This is a genomic window from Streptomyces sp. NBC_01445 (assembly GCF_035918235.1).
In the GTDB taxonomy this organism is placed as follows: Bacteria; Actinomycetota; Actinomycetes; order Streptomycetales; family Streptomycetaceae; genus Streptomyces.
In genome coordinates this window covers 2,323,788-2,344,116 of record NZ_CP109485.1, presented here as the reverse complement: position 1 = coordinate 2,344,116, position 20,329 = coordinate 2,323,788, and the positions used below count along the sequence as shown (strand labels likewise).

Sequence of the window (20,329 nt, the reverse complement as noted above, 5' to 3'; positions counted from 1 at the left end):
TGAGCAGGGGTTTCGTTCGCTAAGACGCACTCAGCTGCTGGCCCGGCTACTGGCCTGTCTTCTGGCCCACCGGCACGTCTCTCCAACCTGACCTTGGACCGACGGTATGGCCGTCGCTCTCAGTACTCACAGCTCGACGGTGCCGGGCACATCAGGCACGATGAACTGAGCCACGCGGCCTCGATGGACGCAATGGGAGCGTGGGGCAATAGCGCGTCGTTTTCGTTGCCGGCCGGGACCTTGCCGACCATGCGGTCGGCCGGCGGTAGATGATGTCCCTCGAGTCGCGACCTGGACACGAGCTGTCTGTCATGAAGCGGGCCGATGTCTCTCTTCTGAACGGTGTGCCAGTAAACGTGCAGGCCGCGTGCTGCCCATGTGGTTGCCGCCGAGACGAAACGAGCCTGCACTGCAGGTTCGATCTGCTTGAATGGTGAACCGCTGAGAAGGCGTAATGTGCGGTTCCTGCCCTCCGCCACAGTGCTGAGCTCGCCCAAGAAGTCTGTCAGATCCGGCAGTCCAGTGCTCATGTAGCGGTCATACCAGAACACGTCGTCACTTCCGTAGATTCGGCAGTAGAAACGCTGCACCGCCGATTTGCGGTCCCTGGGCCAAGCCGGACCCGAGCCGGTGACTAGGTCTTTTATGTTACGACTGTGGAATGCCCTTGCTATCATGGATCGCCCTGAAGAGGTCCGGATGACAACCGGGCAAAGGCGAACGTCGATATCATCGCAAGCGAGTTCCAAGCCCTCTTTGCGCGACAGGTCGATTATCCGTTGTGCCGCATCAGACTGTGCGTGATAGGCGACACTGACAACCGCCTCCTCGATTTTCGCTTCAGTGAGTCGGCCGTCGGCGTAGCTTCTCAACAGGCCGACACTGCCACCGTACTCGCGGGCAGCCGACTGAGCCTCGACTCCGTCGATCCCTGCTTCACAAAGCGCCTGGGAAATCTCCTCAACAGTCAGAAGAGGCATGAGGAACACCTCATGAGCAGCATCCACGAGTGGGCTTGCCTGTTCGCCGAACCGTGAGAGATTTTCGCCGGGTGCGCCTACGACGAGAGCCCCAGTCGAGATGGCCTGTGGTCCGTCCACGCACAGACGAGTCATCCTCTGCTGCCAAGGGGTGTCGGGCGACGACCTGACCATCCTCCCCCAGTCATCTAGGAGGAGCGCCGCCTGACCCCAGCGTGCGATCTGCGACTCGACTTCTTGAACCACGGAGTCGGGGTCTGTCTTTTCCTCAGGCCGCAGGATACGGGGAGCACAACCTATGATGTCCTTGTATTTGTCGGCAATGTTACTGAGAAGAACTGAGCGGCCGGAACCTGGCATAGCGCGGAGAATCACGATCTGGCCGTAGGCGAGGTGCTCGACGATTGCTTCGGCAAGTGTGTCGTGGCTCTTGAACCGAAACATCACGTCATGTCGCCCTCGTTAGTGCCCTCATTCGGACACTTCCGTCATCGTGAAGTAGTCCGTAGGAAATGGCATGTTCCAGCCCGGACGTTCCCATGGGTTCGAAGTGCCGGTTCGACCATCGTTCGCTGAGGAGCGTTGATTCTTGGGGGAACCACTCGGCAAAGCTTTCTGGGATCGCACGAGCGTGCTCCAGCGGTGAGCCCGGCCCCTTGGCGGCGAAGGCATTCTGCACGTCACTCTTCTGAACGTGGTAAGGGACCACCCCTCCGGGGCGATGACGGTGCACATAGGAGCAGGCCTGGCGGGTTAGCAATGGGTGGCCACCGTATTCCTCCATTAGTTCGTCGATCACCTCATGGCTTCGGAATTTGAGACCAGTCCGCTTACCGAGGGTTCTAACCATGTCCTGTAGCTCGTCACGGTCCATAGGTTCGATGAACTTGAGCGCCGAGAACTGGAAAAGCGGATTGGTGATGCCTCGTACCGAAGCCCTCTCGAAGAGGGAGGGGTCAACCCCGGCGGAAAGGATTACCGGAGGGATCTGGCCGCGACTTTGGCGCTTCTGAATGAAAGCGCGAAGTTGCGAAAGTGCCCGAAGGAGCCCGACTTCTTCGTCGGCCTCGGCCCTACTGAGGATGCGTGACGGGAGCGCACTGTCGATCTCGTCGATCACGAAGATGACATTGCGCGAGGCCTGGATTGCGTTCAGGAGCAAGTCCAGGTCGCCCATCCAGTATTCGTTGATGAAGTCATCCCGCCCGTGGGACCTCAAGCTGCGCAATTTCGGAACGATAATCCTACTCTTGACCAGTTCTTCCGAAAGCGACCTCACGATACCGGCCCGAAAACGCCGTGGAGTTCCGAAGTATTCGTTGAGGTCCAGGTTTACCACGATGGAGCCTCGTTCCCGTTCCAGGAACGAGACGCGATTCAGCAGGCTGCTCTTCCCTGCTTTCCGGAGCCCGAAGATTCCCACGTGCTGGCCTTGGGCGAGGAATCGCCTGACATTGGAGATATCACGCTGTCGGCCAAAGAATGCACTGGGAGAGGTGATCGGGGTGGTGACGTTAAAGTGGTCGACGCTCTCCAGCGTCTCGGAGACGATGACTCTGAAGTCGGGTACCTCACCCGGAAGGTGCTGTCCTTCGATGGTCAAGATGGCGGCCTCGCCTGCTCGCATTCTCACCAGCCGTTGGGCATTTCCGTCCCTGCTAATCAGAACGGCGATCTCGTCCTCCACCCGCGCATTGTTCCGCATCTGCGACTGGAGGTCGTTCAGAATTCGCGGCTCAAGGGCCTCGTAGTCCGTGACGAGGAAGAGAAGCTCCCGGTCGATGTCGAACATCTCGGCGGTGGCTGGGGGGAGGATGGTGAAGAGGCTCCATCGCCCTTGCAATCCCTGTTCGACGCGAACCACTTTGATTAGATTGCGGTTCAAATAGGAGGTCAAACTTCTACCGAAGGCATGCCGGCGTTCAAATTCTGCTATCTTCTCTTCGAGCTTCATCTGGTTCCTAGTGGGCACTAACGCCCTCTTTTGCTTATTGGTAAAATCTCCCGAGTTCAATTGATAGTCCTTCCCATAATGGCGAGTCGTCAGGATGCGTCTTTCGGTGCGCTGTACGGGGCGGCGAGATTAGGATGCCAGATCGTGAGGCAGGTCACAGCCCCCTCGGAGAACTTCTAAGGCGCACTGGACGGCGCCCCAGAGCGCGCCGACACCGATCGGCAGGGAGCGGCGTGGCCTGGGTCGCAGCTCTCACTGGCGGTACGTGTGTTCGTCAGCTGGGTGACCAAACTGGGGTTCTGCGGATGTGTTGCTTTATGAACCTGTGACTAGCGCCTCCGTCACCCACTTACCGTGGAGCGGGCGTGGTTCAGGGTGTCAAGGTGGAGCGCGCCACTGTACGAACGACTGTGAGGATTGGTCATGGCACCGCTCGGCTCTGCCTGGGTCGAAGGCGGACGGGATTGGGAGCCCACAACGCTCACCACGGACCGGCCGGCACTCGCGAACGACGCCACTCCCATCCCGGAGCCCGAGCGCCCCCGCCGGAGACATGTCCCTAGGCCGCGGACGACTCCTCACTTCCACCCCCAGCACGTAGCACGCACCCGCGCCGTGCGCGGGTCTTGATGAGGTAGAGAAAGTTCTATCGCGTCGGTGTCAGACGCTTGCTGTCATGGCTCCGGCACCTGAGGCCGGCGCCATCGAGGCCGTTCAGGAGACGGCATCCTCAAGCAGAACCCGGAGCAGTAGCCAGGCAGATAGACATGCACACAGAAACAGGTGAGGCGTCTACCGAATCCGGTAAGCGCCCACCTCACCTGGTGTTTCAGCTGCCGGGGTAGCGGGATTTGAACCCACGACCTCTTCGTCCCGAATTAGGCCCTGGAAGATCGCCTACGTGTACTCCAGGACGAAATTGCAGGTCAGGGCTTTGGGGAGTGTCGGTCTCCGTGGGCGCATCGGGGGCCTTGACGCATCTCTAGGATTTCTCCAAGCACTCGCGCTCGCTCCCTGCGCGCGATGCTGGAGCAGGTGAGTGGTCCGCAGCCCCCTGGTCCACCGACCGTACCGGCCACCTCGGCGTGAGCCTCGCAGGCTAGGCCCTTGTGCGCGGGACTGGAACGGCGATGTATAGCTGCCGGAGCCCGTGCACGGCGGCATGGAACGCAGCCGCGATTTCCCCGCGCCTTCTGGTCGCTCTTGATCGCCCATATGGAGATGTAGTCAGGTGCAATGTTGGCCTGCGTCACCGTGCCGTTAGATACGAGTACTTCAATCACGGACCGTAGAACAGCGACTGCTGCTCCGGGTTGGTGGGCCCACTGCTGGAAAAGCGTCAAGCTCCACCCTCGATCCCGGAAGGCTCGCTCATCGCAGGGCAGGTGTGCCGGGCACAAGCGTGCTCTATGCGCGCCGTCGAGTCGTCCGTGCGGAGGAAGAGGACGAATTCGCAGCCGCCCACCATTCCGTTCTCCTTCACCAACACCCGCAGGCTGGAGATCTGGGCCGCGCTCGTCGCCCGCTTGAGGACGATCGGTGTGGGGTGACCGGCGATGGAGAAGGTCCTGACCATAGGGGCCTGTCGCATTCCGAGCTGCCATGTGAGCCAGCTGCTGACGACGACGCCGCTGCCCCGAAGGATGTCTTTGTCCACCGTGAGCCGGACGCCAAAGACGTTTCCCGCAGGATCGACGGCCATCCTCGCCGGCCGTGCCGGCTCGCTTTCCTCGATCGGGGTAGCACCTCGCGCGACCAGCTCGATCAAGCCATCCTCCGTGATGCCCACCCTGTCGTCCAGCAGGCATTGGTGCAGGCGCCACACGGTCACCGGGTAGCGCTCGCCGACCTTCACGAAGAGTGCGTCCTTGGGCAGCGGCCCCAGTTCGGTCAGCACAGCGACGAAGGCCTCCGTGGCGTTCGGGTACGGAGTGACGTTCAGGTGAGACCATTCGGCCAGCGCCCACTTACCCTCCAGGCGGAGCTGCACGAACCTCTCGTCCCGCCTGAGCGCCTCAGCGACGGCGGGCTTCCGCCTGATCCCTGTCGGCGCCAGCAACTCCTCCGCGCGGCAGGGTTCGCCATTCGCCAGGAGGAAGAGGTAGGCCGCGTCCCTTCCGCGGGCGCGACGGCGCAGCCAAGTTCCCCCGAAGCCAGGCACGAGAGGGCTATCGGGATGTCCGAGCAGATCCAGCAAGGGGACCTCGTCCGGTACTCCGGCAGCCGCGAAGGTCACCGCTACGTCCTCCCCACGCAGCGGCGCCTCATCCACTCCTCGCCGAAGCAGCACTTCCAGGGCGCCGGGGCTGCGGGTCCACCAGCCGCGCAGACGACCAGCCCACGTCAATGGCTGCTCAGCCCCGACAGCTTCGACAAGAGGCCCCACGCCCACCTGGTCACGTACGCCCAACACCGCCGCCACCTCGGACTGGGACACGGCCGAGCGCTCGGTGAGGGTGGTGAGCCGATCACGCCAGTCACCCACGAAGGCGTCGGCGAAGGCGCAGAGATGCTCCTGCGCCTTCAGGAGCAGCTGGCGGACCCGTTCGCGGCTCACCTCATGCTCCTGCCCGATACTTCCGTGGGTCTTCCCGTCGGCACGATCCTCGATCATTCGACGTGACCGGGCAGGAAGCGCACCGAAAGCGGCCTGAAGCCAGTCGTCATCCCCCGTCATGGCGGAGCCCCGTTCAGCCATCGGTGACGTGCGCACTGATCAGACCAAGCCGCTTCGCGATCCGCTCGTTGGTCGCCTTCTGCTCCGGGGTGATCTTCCGAACGAACGAGTCCACCGTGCAGATGACCCACGGCAGGGCGTCGCCGCTGGCCTGCGACGCGATGGCCGCCCACGCGAGATGCTTGAAGTCGCGCATGGGCGCCCAGGCGAAGCGCTGCTCCATCTCCTCGTCGTCCTCGTGGCGAATCGTCACGCAGAGCGGCTTGATGTCGAGCGTCTCAAGGTCGACGTTCCAGCCGTGACCGAGGGCCTTGTCGACGAGAGCGCTGACCGGAGTGGCCGGCTTGACCACGAGCGGAGCCCACTTGCCCACCCCGTAAGTCGCCCGGATGTACTCCTTCATGGGCCTGTCCTTGAGCCACGGCCGGACATTCTCCGGCTTCCCGATGAACGGGAGGAGCCGTCCTCCCACCTCGGGGTCGGTGGTCCACGCCTGATAGTGACGGGTGCGCTCGGTGTCCGTGAGATAGGTCCAGTTGAGGTCGGCGGCCCGCTTGTAGAGGAGACGCACGACTTCTTCTTCCAGGTCCGAGGGGATCGCGTACTTGGTCATTCGATTCCAGTCGTCAGAGGGAACTGAAGGCGAACCTCGTCCGCCTTGGTCTCCAGGTCCGCCGCGTCCTGGATCCAGTGGTCCATCAGCGATCCGACGGTCTCATCGCTGAATTGGATACGGGAGGCGTGCGGCATTCGGACGCGCAGGTGCTCGCTCTCCTGGGCCTCCAGCGATCGCCGGAGTTCCAAGGTCGCCGCCACCCTGCGAATGTCGGTCACGAAGTCGAGGACCCTCAGGGCCTCCTTGCCGGGGCTGAGTCGGAGTCCGCGGCCGAGTTGCTGGACGAAGATCCGCCGACTGTGTGTGACCCGCAGGAACGCGATGAGGTTCACGTCCGGGACATCGACGCCCTCGTTGAAAACGTCGACACACGTGATCACCGGCACCCGGCCGAGCCGGAACTCGTTCAGCAGGATCTGGCGTCGCTGCCGCGGGAGTGCGCTGTGCAGGAACGACGCGTTGGCCCACGCCGCGTCGGACGAGGCGAACAACCGGGCCATGTGCTCGGCGTGCTCGATGGTCTGACAGAAGACGATGGCCCTCGGTTCCGTCGTGGTCCGCCACGCTTCGCGGAAGTGCTCGATGATCTCCTCGTCGCGCTGCGGCAGGAACAGGGACTTGTTGAGGTCCTTGATCGACTGCCCGTGCACGCTGGCGTCCCGGACGGCGTTCCAGTCGACGTTGTCGACGTACAGCCGGTAGTCGACGGCGGAGAGGAAGCCAGCGGCCATGCCCTCCGCGATGCCCATCTTGAAGCTCGGGTATCCGAAGCGAGAGGTGATGTCGAACTTGTCACCGCGCCAGGGTGTCGCCGTCACGCCGAACTGCTCAGCATCCCCACACAGGTCGAGCAATTCCGCAAACCTGCCGGTCTCGGCCACGTGATGCGTCTCGTCGATCATGATGAGGTCAGGTCGGTAGCCCACACGTACGGCACTGAGAACGGATTCGACCGTTCCGACCACGACTCCGTCGAGGCTTTCGGGTCGGCTTTCTCCCGTGAGCAGGCGCGTGGGAACGTGCTTGGGGATGTGCCGCCACATCGCCTTCTCGAGCTGGGCGACGAGGTCCTTCATGTGCGCGACGACGAGAATCCTGGCGTCCGGATTGGACTTGAGGTGACGGCTGATGATCTCTCCGCCCACCACGGTCTTGCCGAGCCCCGTCGCGAGGACGAGCAGCGCGGTGCGGTTCGCGTCGAGGTCCCGGACCACGGCGTCCGCCGCCTCTGCCTGGTACGGGCGCAGAGCGTACTTCGCGGGAACGGTCTCGGGCATGCGGTCCCCGATCGACCGCAGGGTGGCACCGTGCCAGACGGTGATCGGCACGCCGACTCCGTTGAGCGCCACGCGGCGGGCCTCAGCCGCCGCGTTGATGTCGGTGTTGGTGACCAGGATGGCCTTGTCCGCGCGGTAGCGCGTACGCGCGCGCTCAAGGTCGTCGACACCGCTACGGTCAACCTTCCCTCCGGCCTTCCACTTGCACTGGAAGACCCACTGCTCTCGACCGCGTACCGCCAAGAGATCCGCGCCCTGGTCGCCGGCGCCGTCGATAACGCGCACGTCGTTGAAGCCGAGGTACCAAAGGGCCCGTTCGACGGCATGCGTGAGACCTGCGGGTCCTCCCCTCAGCAATTCGTTCCCCGAGAGGAAGACGGCGCTCACTTCTCCTCCGCGAGGTCGTCGGCCAGCAGGCGAATGCTCAGCCTCGTCCGCAGCAACTGGTCCGGAAGGCTGGCCCCGGCGTAGGTCGCCTGCGTCGCGACATCCGAGAGGTAGCCGACCGTACGCGCGAGACTGAGCCGCCGCGCGGACGCGGAGGCGACACCCTCGTAGACACCCTGGAAGACGCGGTTGTCCATGAACAGAGACGGCAGCGACTCGACGAGACGAACCAGGAAAAGGGCGGGCACGTGCAGCAGGAACTCACCGCTCGCACCGAGGTCGGTCGTGCGGGTGACCTTGCCGTTGGCGATCATGGTGTGCTCGGTAGCGGTGAGTTCATCGGGTGAGAGAAACTGAAACGCCTTCCCCGGTTCACCGGCGCGGTCCAGCTCGGACGCCATGCGGCGACGGACCTCAGCCAGCAGTTCCTTGGCCTCGGCACTGATCATCTCGGCGTCCAGAGCGCTGGCGGGCAGCGACTCCGCCCGGATCGCCGCGATGAGCTCCGAGTGGCTCCACTCCGAACTCGTCTGCACCCTCAGCAGCACGGCGATCTCCGCGAGCAGCAGATCCGCCGGGTCCGCTCCGAACCTCTGGAAGATCGGATGATCGAGGTCGAGGAACGCCACGAGGGCGTTGCCGCCGCGCTGGTCCAGCAGGACGGGAGTGGGGTGGAGGTTCTCGTCGGTCAGGCCTCCCGCCGTGAGCCGACGCGCCTCGACCTCGACGAAGCCGACGCGCGGGTGACCGAAGGAGCGGCTCAGGGCCGGGTAGGTGGTCGAGTTCTCCGTGTAGCGCGTGACGCGTTCCTGCCGCGTCTCCCTACGCTGCTCCGGGGCCGGCGTGGCGGGAGCGGACTCGCCGTCCTTCGAGGGCTGCGCCTGGGCACTGGGTTTCGCCTCGTCCCGACCGGTCGCGGGAGAACTCGGACTGCCGATTTCCGCGCCATCGAAACCGAGCGCCTCCATCACGGCCGCCTCGTCGGGCTTTCCCGGGGTGACGGTGGCCGCCTTCGCGTTCTTGCCCCTGCTCTTGGTCGCCTCGTGGTCCTCGACCGCCTGCCACCAGCGCTCATCGGTCTGGTAATCGGGGTTGCCCCGGTGGAACTCATGTCCCCACCGACGGGTGTCGTCGTGGATCGGCTTACGACCGTCTCCCGGGACCAAGTACCGCAGACCGGCGTCGTTACGACGGTATCCCTTGAAGAGGAGCGCGAGCGGGCTGGTGTTCTCCTCGTACTCAAGGTTCGCCGCGCGCTGGGGCAGCAACGGCGCGACCCCCCTCACGATCTCGACCGCCGAGCGCCAGCTGCGGTCGCCGTACTCGAAGGCGTCCTTCTGGTACGTGACCGGGACGTGGTCGAGGTGGATCTCCCCGATGATGCGGCCGCCCTGGTGGGCGAGGTCCACCGGATACTCCGGCTCCTCGTTTCCCACCGCTCCGTCAGGGTTGCGCCAGGTGAACAGCTGCTTGTCCCAGCGGAGGATCTTGCGGCCGTTGCGCAGGAAGTCGATTCCGTAATCGTGCTTATGCATGTAACGCTGGATGCCGAGCCACCCGTGCACCCGGCGCTCACGAACGGTGAGCCGATCGCTCCCACAGTCCTCGCAGGCGTCGCGATCAGTGAGCTGCCACTGTCCACAGTCACCACAGGCGAGACCGTTCTCCAGCTTCTGGTCGATCTCGATGTAGGCGGGGATGCGCTCCTTGTTGTTGTAGAGAACCGAGCGGCCGTCTCCCCAACGGCAGTGCCGGACAGGCTTCACCTGGAAGCCGCCAACCCACAGCTCGAACGGACGGTTCAGGAACATCCAGGAGTAGACCTGTCCCAGGATGTTGCGCAGGGCCGGGCCGTTCTTCTGCAGCCACCGAGCGCGCGTCGGATGCAGGCGGCTGATGACGATACGCGTGCCGTGCTCGTTGGGATCGGCCTTCGGCTCCGTGATGTCCTCTGCCTCGAAGTCGTCTCCGATGCGGTCGAGGTCGATCTCCACACCGATCCACTCGGTGTCGCCCTGGCGCGTGGTCAGGACGCGCGTGCGTTTGCCGAGCCGCGCCGTCGAGACGTTGAACCCCATACCGAAGAGGCCGAGCTTGTCGTGCATGTCGTTGCCCGACCAGCCGGCCCGTACAGCCCGCTCCAGCCGGTCGTACGTCATGCCGCGACCGGTGTCGGTGATCACGAGCTGGCCCTGCGCGGAGTCGGGGAGCTCGACGCTGACGCGATACCCGCCCGCCCAGGGGGTCCCGGACCGATGGATCTCCGTGAAGTCGTCGAAGGCGTTGTCGATCAGCTCGGCGATGCACTGCCACTCGTCGAACTCGATCTCACCGAGCATGCGCAGCACACGCGCGGAAGGAGTGATCTTCATAGGTGGACGGACCCCCAGTACTCGTCTCGGCCACGCCGAAGAAAGCCCTACCGCGGGCAGGCTTCGGCGCGCGGCTCGGGTAGAGCCGTACGCGTGATGAAGAGAGTAGAGGGCACCACTGACAATCGGCGTTAAGTTCCTTGCTGTTCCATGCAGTTGAGTGGTTTACGGCGGTTGCGAGACCCGGTCGCCAACCGTCGCAACCGCAACGTCCCCTGACGATCCGCAGTGCTGCTGGTAGACGCCGGCGGTCCTCGGGAGACTCCTTCCGTGATCCGTGAACCCGCCGAGGGTGCCCGTAGAGCTCGATGAGCGCGTCGAACCACCGTCGGGGCTGTTGGCCGAGGTCGGCGTCAACGTTGGGGGCGACCTGCTCGCTTTCAGCGAGGGCGACGGGCGCATCGTCCTGCGCCGGGCCTCCGACGCCGTCAACGACCTTCTGAATCACGGAACGTTGCGATCATCCCGTGCCGCAAAGTCGCGAACGGCGGCGGCGACCCGGCCCGCCGCTTGTACGGGATCTTCGTGCTCCCAGATTCTGATGACGCGCCATCCCGCCTCCGCCAAGAACTGGTCGGTCTGGGCGTCCCTGGCTCGGTTTCCGGCAATCTTGGTGCGCCAGAAGTCACTGTTCGTGCGTGCTGGACGGCAGTGATCGGGGCACCCGTGCCAGAAGCACCCGTCCACGAAGACGGCGACACGAGCGCGGGTGAAGACGAGGTCGGCGGTTCGCCGCACTCCGGGAAGCGGCCGCGCCGATACGCGGTAGCGCAGACCCTCGCGATGCAGCAGTGAGCGGATTCGGAGTTCCGGTGCCGTGTCGCGGCCTCGATTCCCGCGCATCGATGACCGCGTGGCAGGAGACGACGCCCACGACCCTTCCGGGAGAGGGCGTTCTCCGACCATTCCCCGGTCCTTGGCGATCTGCCAAGCCTGTTCAAGATTCGCCGCACGCGTCAGATGCTCCACTTCTCCGACATACAGGGCGGGCGAACGCCCGTTCTCCGACCAGCGGAGATAGGCCCTGATCCGGCGAGTCCTGGGCAACAACTTCAGCGTGATCGAGGCCAGCGCGTAGTCGCCGTCTTCACGCTTGGCATAGCGGCCCTCGCGACCACCTGCGGCACGATCCTGCTCGGCGACGATCGCCTTCCTGGTCCGCCCCTGCCGTCCCCGCCATGCCCTCTCGGGCGGCGGCTTGTCCTTCCAGCCCCCTTGCCGGGACTCGGCGGCGTCGTTCACGAGCGCCGTTCCGCGTCGGCGAGGGCTTTCGCGACGGCGCTGGTGAACACCTCGCCCAGCTTCACGGGAACCGCGTTGCCCAGCTGCCGCATGCGTTCACCCCGCGGGCCCGCCATGCTCCATCCATCGCCGAATGTCATGACCCTGGCAGCCTCGCGAACGGTCATGTACCGGTGCTCGGGGCGCAACAGGCCGGTCTTCTCGTCGCGCACCAGGTTGTCGAGCTGCATGACTGACTCGCCACCGGGCACACCGTGCACCCCGGCCTTGACGGTCTTGGCCGGCCGGTCAAGTTCGTTGGGCGTGTGCCCGTCGTAGATCCTGGCTCCGGGCCACCCGATGTGGTCGGGGAATCCGCCCTGTTCCGTCGTCTTGTCCAACACGCTGGTGTTGATCTTGGGGAGCCCCATTACCGCGTCTCGAAGGGTGAGCCAAGGCTGGAGCTCCTCATCCCCGCTCTCGAACGACAGCTGCTCATTCGCGTAGCGCGAGGTCACCAGATCGATGACGCGCTTAGGAATCTTGGCGCCCGCCTGCTTGTGGCGGTTCCAGTAGGAGCCTTCGAGGATCGTCCGCGCGAGGGCCGCGTGGGAGTGGGTGCGCGCGACAGCGCGCTTGACCAACTCCGGGTCCACGCCCAGGTCAGCGCGGAATGCCAAGAGGATCACGCGGTTGCGGATCTGCGGCACCCCGTAGTTGGCGGCGTTCACGGCGTGTTGCGTGACCTCGTAGGTCTCCGCCGGATCGGTGTCCTTCGCGTCGAGCCGCTCCCGCAACGCTTGGTCGTGCTCCTGCCACGTGGCGCCCTCTCGGCGCTTCACGAACGGCAGGGAAAGCTCGCGCTTGATGTACTCGAAGTAGGGATTGAAGGACGGGCGAAGGAGTCCTCGGACGTTCTCACAGATGACGGCCTTGGGGCGGATCTCACGAACCGCCCGGAACATCTCCGGGAACATGTTCCGCTCGTCCTCGTCGCCCTTCGCGACTCCACCAAGGCTGAACGGCTGGCATGGTGGCCCGCCGGCCAGAAGGTCAACATCGCGATCCCTGAGGAAGCGCATGTCCAACTCTCGGACGTCGCCGGCGACCAGGGGAGGGTAGTGGGGCCGCTCAGCGGCGCCCGCAGCTTCGAAGCCGTCTGCCTGTTGCTTGTCGATCTGGTCCAGCCACTTCGCCAACACATCGGAATCGACGTCCGCTGGAAACACGTCGAAGCGATTGCCCTCAAGCGTCTCGCACGCCCTCGTCGCGAACTCGTTCAGCAGCAGGTGTCGGAAGCCGGTGTTCGTGCTGGCTTGGACCAGCCCGCCCCCGCCCGCGAAGAGCTCTACCGACGTCCGTTGCATATTCGACTCCTAGCATTTCAGTGCAGCCAGAACCATACCGCGGAGCAGTGCCGTTTGTGACCCATGCGCCGGAGAAACTCGCGCGATGTCGCTCCACAGCGGTAGAACCACGAAGAGGGCGACGAGGGCCATGGCGGCGACAACAGGGAGCCCGGAGGAGTCGGTATTCCCCCGAAGCTTCACCCTCGGTATCACGAAGGCACTCGGAGATCAGCTCGCGGGGGACCTCGCCAAGCTGACCAGGATTCCCTTGAGCGACGTGAGCATCAACCAGCTGCTGCAGCGTCCGGGTCACCGCGGAGGAATAGCCGCCCCCACCGTGCAGCCGCCGTGAGCCAACCCCTAGGTCACTGTCCTGCGCGTCATGTACGCCTGATCGGCATTCCCTGAAGTGCCAGTGAGACCCAGGCGAAATGTCCTTGTATAACTGCTTTTTTGGCGCGCACGCTGCTTCTGGCCCGGTTCCGTGGCGAACGTCTCCTGCAGGTGCTCTTTCGCGGCTTCTTCGCTGGGTGCCGTCTTAGGAGGCTGCGAGCAGCTTGTCGACGAGCGCCTGGGTCTTCTTGTCGATCTGGTCTCGAGTCAGGTGCCGGTTCGCGTCCTGCCATCGTGCGATGGCGGCACGCAGCCCGGTGCGGTTGCCTGCTGCGGCCTCGGCGCGCATCAGGGCTCGGTAGAGGGTTTCGGAGTGGCCGTCGGCGTTCAGGCCGATGGCGCAGGCCTGCCGGGCGCTGGGGAGGTCCTGATGCCGGCCGTCCTGCGTGCGGTAGCTGGCCACGTGGTGTGCGGTGTCGACGATGCGGGCCTGCATAGCGCTGCGCAGTCCGCTCATCCACGAGGCTGGATGTTCGCCCAGCGGGACACCGTCGACCATTGCCAGGGCACGCTCAAGGTAGTTGAGGCCGTCCTCGCCACGGCTGACCCCCAGTTTCGCGAGCCGCTCGAACTCGCGCCAGTCGCAGCGGACTTTGTCCGAGAGAGCGTAAGGAGATGACTTGCCTTTGCGCTGCGGCACATACAGGTTGCCGTCGACGTCCGCGCCGAGTCTGGTACGCAGGTCCCGCAGGCGCGAGCCGAGCGTTTTGGGCGACCAGGGATCTCCGTCGCCCAGGTCCTCACACAGCCTCTCGGCACTGCTGTGTGGTTTGAGCAGCAGGTGCGCGGCGAGCTCAATGAGGCGGGGTTCCAGGTCACCGGCATTCTGCATTTCCAGTGTGCCCAGGACCCGCAGCCGGGGGGCGGTGTCGTCCGGCCCGGCCTCGGTGAGGGCCTTGTCGGCATTGGTCTCGGGGATCGGCGGGGTGCGCTCGGCAGCCAGGAGAGAGTGGACGGGCGGGATGAGGAACCGTGGCCCGATCCGCTCGGCAGGCTCTTCGTTCTCCGCAGCGGGTGCGGGCGGGACCGCTTTGAGTGATGCCTGGCCTGGGTCGCCCGCAGTATCCAGCAGGGCCTGGAACGCGACCGGCTGCGCCTGCGCGGCGTCCGTGTCTTCGCGAAGGGCCGCGATGTCCTGGTGCTGGCCTGCTGCATCGCCAGCGGGCACCGGCCCGAGACGGTCACTGCTGTCTTGCTGCGGGTCGGGGACCGAATGGACGGTGGGGGCCGATTCGGGTACCTCGATGGGCTCCGGTGGGACGTGCTCCCACACGCCCTCAGGTCCTTCCGCCGGGCGGCTGGTCTGGCGGTAGGCGGCGGCGAGTTGAGCGATGGACGCCGCGTCCAGGCGCTGCAGGAGGACATCGGTGCCGAGGGCGCTTACGCGCTGCGGCGTGCTGGCCGAGGCGTCCAGGATCTCCGCGTCGGGGAACACGGATGCGGCACTGGCGGGCAACACGAGCACGCACGGGGTCAAGTCGCGGGACCGGTCGAGAGTTTCAGCGATCTGCCAGGCGGTGTCTGCGTCCAGGTCACCGCCGCACAGCATGACGTACGGGACCCCACGGTCTTCTGGGTCCTGGTGGGCTTCCAGGATCCGCGAGGCGAACGCCCCGGCGGCCTGCGGCACGTCCGGCAGGTACTGGACACCGAACGCCTGAAGGTCGGCGCCCATACCGCCCAGCCCGGATGCCACGACCTCGACGTGATCCGCATGGGGCCCCAGCGCGAGCTCCGCGGCCATGCAGGCAATCGTCTCGGCGCGGGCAACCGGGTCACCGTCGACGAGGACGACTTCCCAGGCAGGCAAGTTCGCCAGCACCAGACTGTTCGCGGTGTCGGTGCCGAGCGTGACCACCGCCGGATACGGCGGCTCAGCGCCCTCATTGGGCACCGCAAGGTCGACGTCGCCGGGCAGGTGCCACCAGCCGGCGAGCGCGGTGGTGAACGGCGCCTGCGGGGCGGCAGAAACGTCGTCCGGCAGGACCTGGATCCCGTCTGCGGTGATGCGTGCGGCCCGCAGCAGCGGGGGAGCGCCCTCACATTGGGCGGCGAGCGCAGCCAGCGCGGCCTGCAGACGCGCGACGCCGTCAGCTCCGTCGTGGGCCGCCTGTTCCAACTCGGCCTCTGCCGCTGCTGGCACGATCTCAGGCAGCGTCTGTCCCGGTTTGCGCGAGCGCCGCTGCCGCAGCCGCCTGAAGGCGAGCATGCCGGTCAGGGCTGAGGCCAGCAACGCGAAGGCCCCCACAGCCGTCCGCGTCGAGACGGCCGAAGAGGACTGGGTGCCGTCGGCACCCTGCGATGCTGCGGGGACGCGCTCCTGGTCGGGAGCCGACGCCGACGGGGAGGCGGTAACAGGCGCCGACGGTCGGGCAGATTCCTTGGGCCGGGCCGAGGCAGACGCCGGGGGCCCACTGCGCTGTGCAGAGGGCTGGGACGCCGGCGGCTTGGTCACGCCGGACGCGCCGGCATCGCCGCCACGATCCGACTCGTCGGCAGAGTCACGCCCGTCGTGATCTGATCCGTCTCCGGTGCGCGGCGGCTGCTGCGTGTGAGCGTCGGACTCCTGGCCCTCGTCATCGTGGTGGCCGGAGTCGGAATCCTGGTCGTCGTGCGGCGTGGTGGCGGCTGGGATGGTGATGCGCTGGCCGGGGCGGATCAGGTCTGGATCGGTGATGCGGGGCAGTCCGTGCGGCTGCGCTCCGCGGCTGGCCTTGTACAACTGTGGCCAGTTGGAGCCATCGCCAGTTTCCTCCTGTGCGATCCCGGACAGGGAGTCGCCCGCGGCCACGACGTGCACCTGGGCGGTGCGCCCGGCGCCTGCGCTCTGCGCATGCAGACCCCCCTCCGATTCCTCCTCTTCGTGGCGCTGCGCACCGGCCTGCTGCTGTGATGGGGCCGCCGGGCTCTGGCGTGCCTCGGAGCCGGCACGCGTGGCCTTGGGACGTGCGTCAGGGGGCAAGGCGATGGTGACGCCTCGAGGTAGGTACTGGTCGCCGGCCGTCAGCTGGGGGATGTCGTTGAGAGCGGCGATGTCCTTCCAGCGCTTGCCGTCGCCGAGATACTCCTCGGCCAGATCCCACGGCAGCTCGGTGGAGGTGGCCACTGTGTGCTGCCGACCACTGGTTTCGACGGAAGCGGACGGTGCGTGCGGCTTTGCGCTCGGCGTGGCGCCGGCGCTGTTTGTTTCCACGGTGTGCACGGAGGTGGCAGCGACGGCGGGTCCACTGGTGGCCGCCGAGGCGGCCGTGGGGATCAGCAGGACGATGCCGCCGATGAGGAGGGAGGCGAGGGACTGCAGGCCGCCCAGGCCGCGGATGCGGGGAGCGGAGCGCCGCCGTGCGAGGGCGATGATCTCAACGAGGACGGAGAAGGTGAACGCCGCCCACGCGAGCCATCCGATGACGGTGAGGACGGCAAAGAAGAGCGTGCCGTCGTCGGGCTGCGTCAGCGCACCAAGGCCCCCCGACAAACTGGTGGGCAGCTGTCCCACCCGGATGAGGAGGTAGGGGACACCGGCGGTCAGGCCCACCAGGGCGATCAGGCCGAGCAGCGCGCGGGCGAGGATGCCGAGTGCGCGTAGGGGAGCGGGGGTGCGGTGGGCCATGGTGCGGGCTCAGCCTCCAGCCTGGGTCTGCAGATGCGCGGTCGCTGTGCCGGTGACATTGATGGTTCCCTTGCCGACGAGCTGCGCGAAGTACGTGTTGTAGGTGTCGTGAACCGTGACGGTCAGGTTCCTTCCGCCGCCGTCGATCGTCACGTCGCCCTGTACGCCGGCCGCGGCGAGGTAGTCCTGGGCGGCGGCTTGAGCAGCGTCGGGGTCGATGGTGATGGCGGTGCCCTCGATGGCCTGTGCGGGGTCGAGTTGCTGGCCTGCGGTGCGGGCGGCTTCCTGGGCCAGAGAGGTGGCCCGGTTGGAGGCGTTCAGGGCGCCGCCACCGTCCACGAGGAGCCCCATCACCATGAGGATCGCCACTGTGGTCACGGCGAAGAACAGCGACATCGAACCGCGATCACGTTTGCGTCGATCCGTCAGCGCGCTGCAAAGCTGTTTGAGCCGGGAGCGGAGTTTCATGGGCGGGCCCGGTAGGTGTCGATGGGGCTGGTCCAGGAGGCAGTCAACGTCTTGGATCCGGGCAGGCCTGGCACGGCGATGTCGGACAGGTTCGCCGTGCAGGAGATCGTCGCGGTGACCGTAGCTGCCTCCCCGGCACCTGCGGCGTATCCGCCGGTGTTGATGGTGACGTTGGAGGTGCGGCACGTGATGCCCTCACCATCCAGGCTGCGGGTGACCGCATTCTGCGCCTGGCTCTGGGCGTTTGCAGCGTCGCGTTCCAGGGAGGCAGCGCGGGCTGCAGCGTGTGCGGCGGAGTCGACGGCGCCCTCGGTATCGGTGACCCGCCCGAACGCGATCATCAGGCCGAGGATCGCGATGAGGACCGGGGCCAGGACGGCGGTCTCCAGCGCATAGCTGCCCCCATCGCTCCCGAGCAGGCGGCGCAGCAACTCCTGGCGGCGGATCATGGGTTGGTCCAGCGCTCGACGGGCCCGTCCGCGTGCTGCGTGACGTGCAGTTCGAGACCAGGGACCAGGGTGGCGACGTTCCCGGTGACGGTGATGCGGATCTGCTGGGCGCTGCTGCCGGAGGTGGAGATGTGGGCGCCGCGAACGGAGTTGCCGTAGCGGGCCAGGTACTGCTGGGCCTGTGCGGCGCCGTCGCCTGGGCCGGCGCCGAACTGCCGTCCCGCGTCCACGCCCTGACGGGCGGCGGACTGGGCGACCTTGCGAGCGTGGTAGTAGAGGCCGACCTGGATGGTGGTAAAGCCGAGCATGAGTACGACCAGAGCGAGGGTGGCCAGTTCCACGCTGCCCACACCTTCATCGGCTCGCCACCGGCTACGGCCCTTGGCCGTCCCCGTACTGCTTGATCGGCTTCCCACCGGCTTCCCCTCCGTTCGCGGTCGGTGTCTCATGGTTGTCAGATCCCGTGTGCTAGCCGCCGTTGATGATGCCGATCTTCTCCATGAGCTTGGCGCGTATCGCGACGACAAGGAGGCCCGCTCCTACGAGAAGGGCGCCAGCCAGGACGGCGAGTTCGGTACTGGTGGCACCGCGGTCGCAGGCGGTGCGCAGCAGTTCGGCACGGGCTCGGATCCATGCCGTCAGGGTCGGGATGTCCATGAGGTGGTCAATCTCCTTGGTCAGGTCGCCAGTTCAGCTGGCGAGGATCGTGTTGACGATCGGGATCATCACGAAGGCAAGCATGAGGATCACGGCGAGGGTGACGGGCAGGACCATCGCGGCGCTCGCCTCGTTGGCCTGGGCTTTGGAGTCGGACAGCAGCGCGATGCGCAGCTGGCGGGCCTGGGCCTGCAGGGTCGTGTAGACGGCGGCGCCATCGCCGGCGAGGGCCAGGGTGTCGGCGGGTCGGGTGAGTTCGGGGATGTCGAGTTCTTCGCCGAGCTGCTTGAGTGCGTCCCATGGAGCGATGCCGGCCAGTTCGGCGTGGTCGAACACCGTCCGCATGCGCTGGAAGATCCAGCCGTCGCCGACTTCGGCGGTCTGCGTCAGGGCTTGCCCGGCCCCCGAGTTCGCGACCCTGGCCAGGGCGACACGTTCCAGGTAGCTTGCGGCGGCGTGCCGCACGATCAGGCGCGCGGCGGCGGCCTCGGCCCTCACATCGCGTCCTGGCCCGAACCAGAACAGGGCGCCCAGCATGAGCGACAGGCCAGCCGGGATGGCATATGGGAAGGGGGCACCGGCGAGCGCCAACAGCGCCTGTACCAGCTGCGGCAGCAGCAGGCCGTACAAGGCGAACAGCACGCGCTTGCCGAGGTGTTCCGCCGGGGTGATCCGCAGCAGGTTCAGGTCGCTGACGGGCAGCCGGATACCTACTCCGAATTCCTCCAGCAAGCGCGCACCGACGCGTTCGGGAAGGCCACGAGAACCGGGCGGGGCAGCGACGGGCATGGGGCTGGTGAAGTGGCCGGCGTCCAGCCGGTGGAGGGTGCTGGCCAGATCGGGCTTCGGCGGCAGAGCGGCGCGCACTGCGAGGCCGATGAGTACGCCGGCCGCGGCTGCGGGCAGGACCGCGTCCATGGGGATCATCGCGTGGCGCCTTCCAGGGCGGTCAGGTGGGCGGGCAGCGGGTCGAGCAGGCGCGGGTCGGGCTTTGTGCGGGCGATGCGGCGCAGCCACGACAGGGTCCATGCGAACAGACCGCCCAGGACGATGAGCGCGATCTGTCCGACGAGGCTGGCGTACCAGCCCGACCAGGCCTGGTTGAGCATGCAGCCGATGACCACCACGCTGATGACCAGAGAGACCTGCCGGGAAGACTTACGCACCGAGGCCCGGTCGGCTTCGACATCGCGTGCGTCCGCTGCCTGCTGGTGAATGGTGATCGCGAGCGCTTCGAGGGCGTCTGCCAGGCCGGGCCCCTTATAGACGGCGTGGGACTGGAAGAGGAGTACAACGTGGTCGGAGACGCCGTCAGCCAGCTCGTCGGCGAACATCGCGAAGGCGAGCCTGGCATCCATGCCAGTGCGTAGCCGGTCGGCGAGGCGCTGCACGTTGGGGGCGATCGGCCCCGGAGCGTTCTTGGCGGAGGCGCGGACCGTCTGGCTCAGCGAGATGCCCGCGGTGTGGACCCCGGCCAGGTGGTTGAGCCACTGGGCGAGTGCTTCCAGGCGTTCGATGCGGGCCTGCGCGGCGCCGCCGGGGTGGAGCACGAAGGGCAGGCCCAGGATGGCGGCACCGGCCAGCAGTCCGTGGACAGGCCAGCCCGTGTACGCCCAGACGAGAAGGGACGCGACGGCTGCCGTGATGACCAGGGGACGCCAGCGGCGCTGCCAGGTCTCGGGCAGTTCAGCCTTGGCGCGGCGCATCCGCGCGGCAAGTCGGGAAGGCGGCTTGACCGGGTCGGGGACGCGGCCGCGGATTTCGCGCACGGCGGCGATCGCGGCGAAGACGGTCAGAACCGCGCAGCAGGCAGCAACCAGCGCGAGCTGAGAGATTGTCACTGGTCCCTCCAGAGCCGATTTTGGTCGTCCCCGGCGGCAGCACGGAGCTCCGCCACCGCGATGCTTGCGGGCGCGGTCTCC

The 20,329-nt window shown here is 66.3% G+C and carries 15 protein-coding genes; all 15 read right to left on the bottom strand.

From position 1 onward, the window contains the following. Positions 1 to 119: 119 nt before the first annotated feature. The 15 genes from OG574_RS10890 to OG574_RS10820 all read right to left on the bottom strand — a co-directional run bounded on the left by OG574_RS10890 (position 120) and on the right by OG574_RS10820 (position 20,248). Positions 120 to 1,424, bottom strand: coding sequence for a hypothetical protein (locus OG574_RS10890; protein ID WP_326773017.1), 1,305 nt, complete (start codon positions 1,422 to 1,424; stop codon positions 120 to 122). A gap of 4 nt (positions 1,425 to 1,428) precedes the next feature. Next, a complete protein-coding gene (locus OG574_RS10885) occupies positions 1,429 to 2,934 on the bottom strand; it encodes a hypothetical protein (protein ID WP_326773016.1) in 1,506 nt (501 codons plus the stop codon). Positions 2,935 to 4,273: 1,339 nt separating this feature from the next. Further along, complete coding sequence (locus OG574_RS10880) at positions 4,274 to 5,611, bottom strand: sigma factor-like helix-turn-helix DNA-binding protein (RefSeq protein ID WP_326773015.1); 1,338 nt, start codon at positions 5,609 to 5,611, stop codon at positions 4,274 to 4,276. A gap of 13 nt (positions 5,612 to 5,624) precedes the next feature. After that, on the bottom strand, positions 5,625 to 6,224 hold the full coding sequence (locus OG574_RS10875; RefSeq protein WP_326773014.1) for a hypothetical protein: 600 nt from the start codon (positions 6,222 to 6,224) through the stop codon (positions 5,625 to 5,627). After that, positions 6,221 to 7,891 carry a DEAD/DEAH box helicase family protein gene (locus OG574_RS10870; protein ID WP_326773013.1) on the bottom strand — a complete coding sequence of 557 codons (1,671 nt, stop codon included), beginning with the start codon at positions 7,889 to 7,891 and terminating at the stop codon, positions 6,221 to 6,223. The genes OG574_RS10875 and OG574_RS10870 overlap by 4 nt, the downstream gene beginning before the upstream one ends. Then, positions 7,888 to 10,263 (bottom strand): ATP-binding protein, encoded by a 2,376-nt coding sequence (locus tag OG574_RS10865; protein WP_326773012.1) that lies wholly within the window; start codon positions 10,261 to 10,263, stop codon positions 7,888 to 7,890. Before OG574_RS10865 ends, OG574_RS10870 begins: the two co-directional genes overlap by 4 nt. A gap of 444 nt (positions 10,264 to 10,707) precedes the next feature. After that, positions 10,708 to 11,505, bottom strand: coding sequence for a very short patch repair endonuclease (locus OG574_RS10860; RefSeq protein ID WP_326773011.1), 798 nt, complete (start codon positions 11,503 to 11,505; stop codon positions 10,708 to 10,710). Next, positions 11,502 to 12,851: a DNA cytosine methyltransferase gene (locus tag OG574_RS10855; RefSeq protein WP_326773010.1), complete on the bottom strand. Its 1,350-nt coding sequence runs from the start codon at positions 12,849 to 12,851 to the stop codon at positions 11,502 to 11,504. The genes OG574_RS10860 and OG574_RS10855 overlap by 4 nt, the downstream gene beginning before the upstream one ends. A gap of 520 nt (positions 12,852 to 13,371) precedes the next feature. Then, positions 13,372 to 16,833: a LysM peptidoglycan-binding domain-containing protein gene (locus OG574_RS10850; RefSeq protein WP_326773009.1), complete on the bottom strand. Its 3,462-nt coding sequence runs from the start codon at positions 16,831 to 16,833 to the stop codon at positions 13,372 to 13,374. Positions 16,834 to 16,842: 9 nt separating this feature from the next. After that, positions 16,843 to 17,229, bottom strand: coding sequence for a pilus assembly protein TadG-related protein (locus tag OG574_RS10845; protein WP_326773008.1), 387 nt, complete (start codon positions 17,227 to 17,229; stop codon positions 16,843 to 16,845). A gap of 68 nt (positions 17,230 to 17,297) precedes the next feature. Next, positions 17,298 to 17,750 carry a TadE family protein gene (locus OG574_RS10840; RefSeq protein WP_326773007.1) on the bottom strand — a complete coding sequence of 151 codons (453 nt, stop codon included), beginning with the start codon at positions 17,748 to 17,750 and terminating at the stop codon, positions 17,298 to 17,300. Next, positions 17,747 to 18,091, bottom strand: coding sequence for a TadE family protein (locus OG574_RS10835; protein ID WP_326773006.1), 345 nt, complete (start codon positions 18,089 to 18,091; stop codon positions 17,747 to 17,749). Before OG574_RS10835 ends, OG574_RS10840 begins: the two co-directional genes overlap by 4 nt. Positions 18,092 to 18,218: 127 nt before the next feature. After that, positions 18,219 to 18,407 (bottom strand): hypothetical protein, encoded by a 189-nt coding sequence (locus OG574_RS10830; RefSeq protein WP_326773005.1) that lies wholly within the window; start codon positions 18,405 to 18,407, stop codon positions 18,219 to 18,221. Between the two features lie 33 nt (positions 18,408 to 18,440). Further along, the gene (locus OG574_RS10825; RefSeq protein ID WP_326773004.1) at positions 18,441 to 19,334 is read right to left on the bottom strand and encodes a type II secretion system F family protein; all 894 of its coding nucleotides are present in this window, start codon (positions 19,332 to 19,334) and stop codon (positions 18,441 to 18,443) included. Then, a complete protein-coding gene (locus OG574_RS10820) occupies positions 19,331 to 20,248 on the bottom strand; it encodes a type II secretion system F family protein (protein WP_326773003.1) in 918 nt (305 codons plus the stop codon). The genes OG574_RS10825 and OG574_RS10820 overlap by 4 nt, the downstream gene beginning before the upstream one ends. Positions 20,249 to 20,329 lie beyond the last annotated feature (81 nt).

Coding starts and splice junctions, on each gene's coding strand:
- OG574_RS10890 (WP_326773017.1), bottom strand. CDS start 1,424: ATGTTTCGGTTCAAGAGCCACGACACACTTGCCGAAGCAATCGTCGAG.
- OG574_RS10885 (WP_326773016.1), bottom strand. CDS start 2,934: ATGAAGCTCGAAGAGAAGATAGCAGAATTTGAACGCCGGCATGCCTTC.
- OG574_RS10880 (WP_326773015.1), bottom strand. CDS start 5,611: ATGACGGGGGATGACGACTGGCTTCAGGCCGCTTTCGGTGCGCTTCCT.
- OG574_RS10875 (WP_326773014.1), bottom strand. CDS start 6,224: ATGACCAAGTACGCGATCCCCTCGGACCTGGAAGAAGAAGTCGTGCGT.
- OG574_RS10865 (WP_326773012.1), bottom strand. CDS start 10,263: ATGAAGATCACTCCTTCCGCGCGTGTGCTGCGCATGCTCGGTGAGATC.
- OG574_RS10855 (WP_326773010.1), bottom strand. CDS start 12,851: ATGCAACGGACGTCGGTAGAGCTCTTCGCGGGCGGGGGCGGGCTGGTC.
- OG574_RS10850 (WP_326773009.1), bottom strand. CDS start 16,833: ATGGCCCACCGCACCCCCGCTCCCCTACGCGCACTCGGCATCCTCGCC.
- OG574_RS10845 (WP_326773008.1), bottom strand. CDS start 17,229: ATGTCGCTGTTCTTCGCCGTGACCACAGTGGCGATCCTCATGGTGATG.
- OG574_RS10840 (WP_326773007.1), bottom strand. CDS start 17,750: ATGATCCGCCGCCAGGAGTTGCTGCGCCGCCTGCTCGGGAGCGATGGG.
- OG574_RS10830 (WP_326773005.1), bottom strand. CDS start 18,407: ATGGACATCCCGACCCTGACGGCATGGATCCGAGCCCGTGCCGAACTG.
- OG574_RS10825 (WP_326773004.1), bottom strand. CDS start 19,334: ATGATCCCCATGGACGCGGTCCTGCCCGCAGCCGCGGCCGGCGTACTC.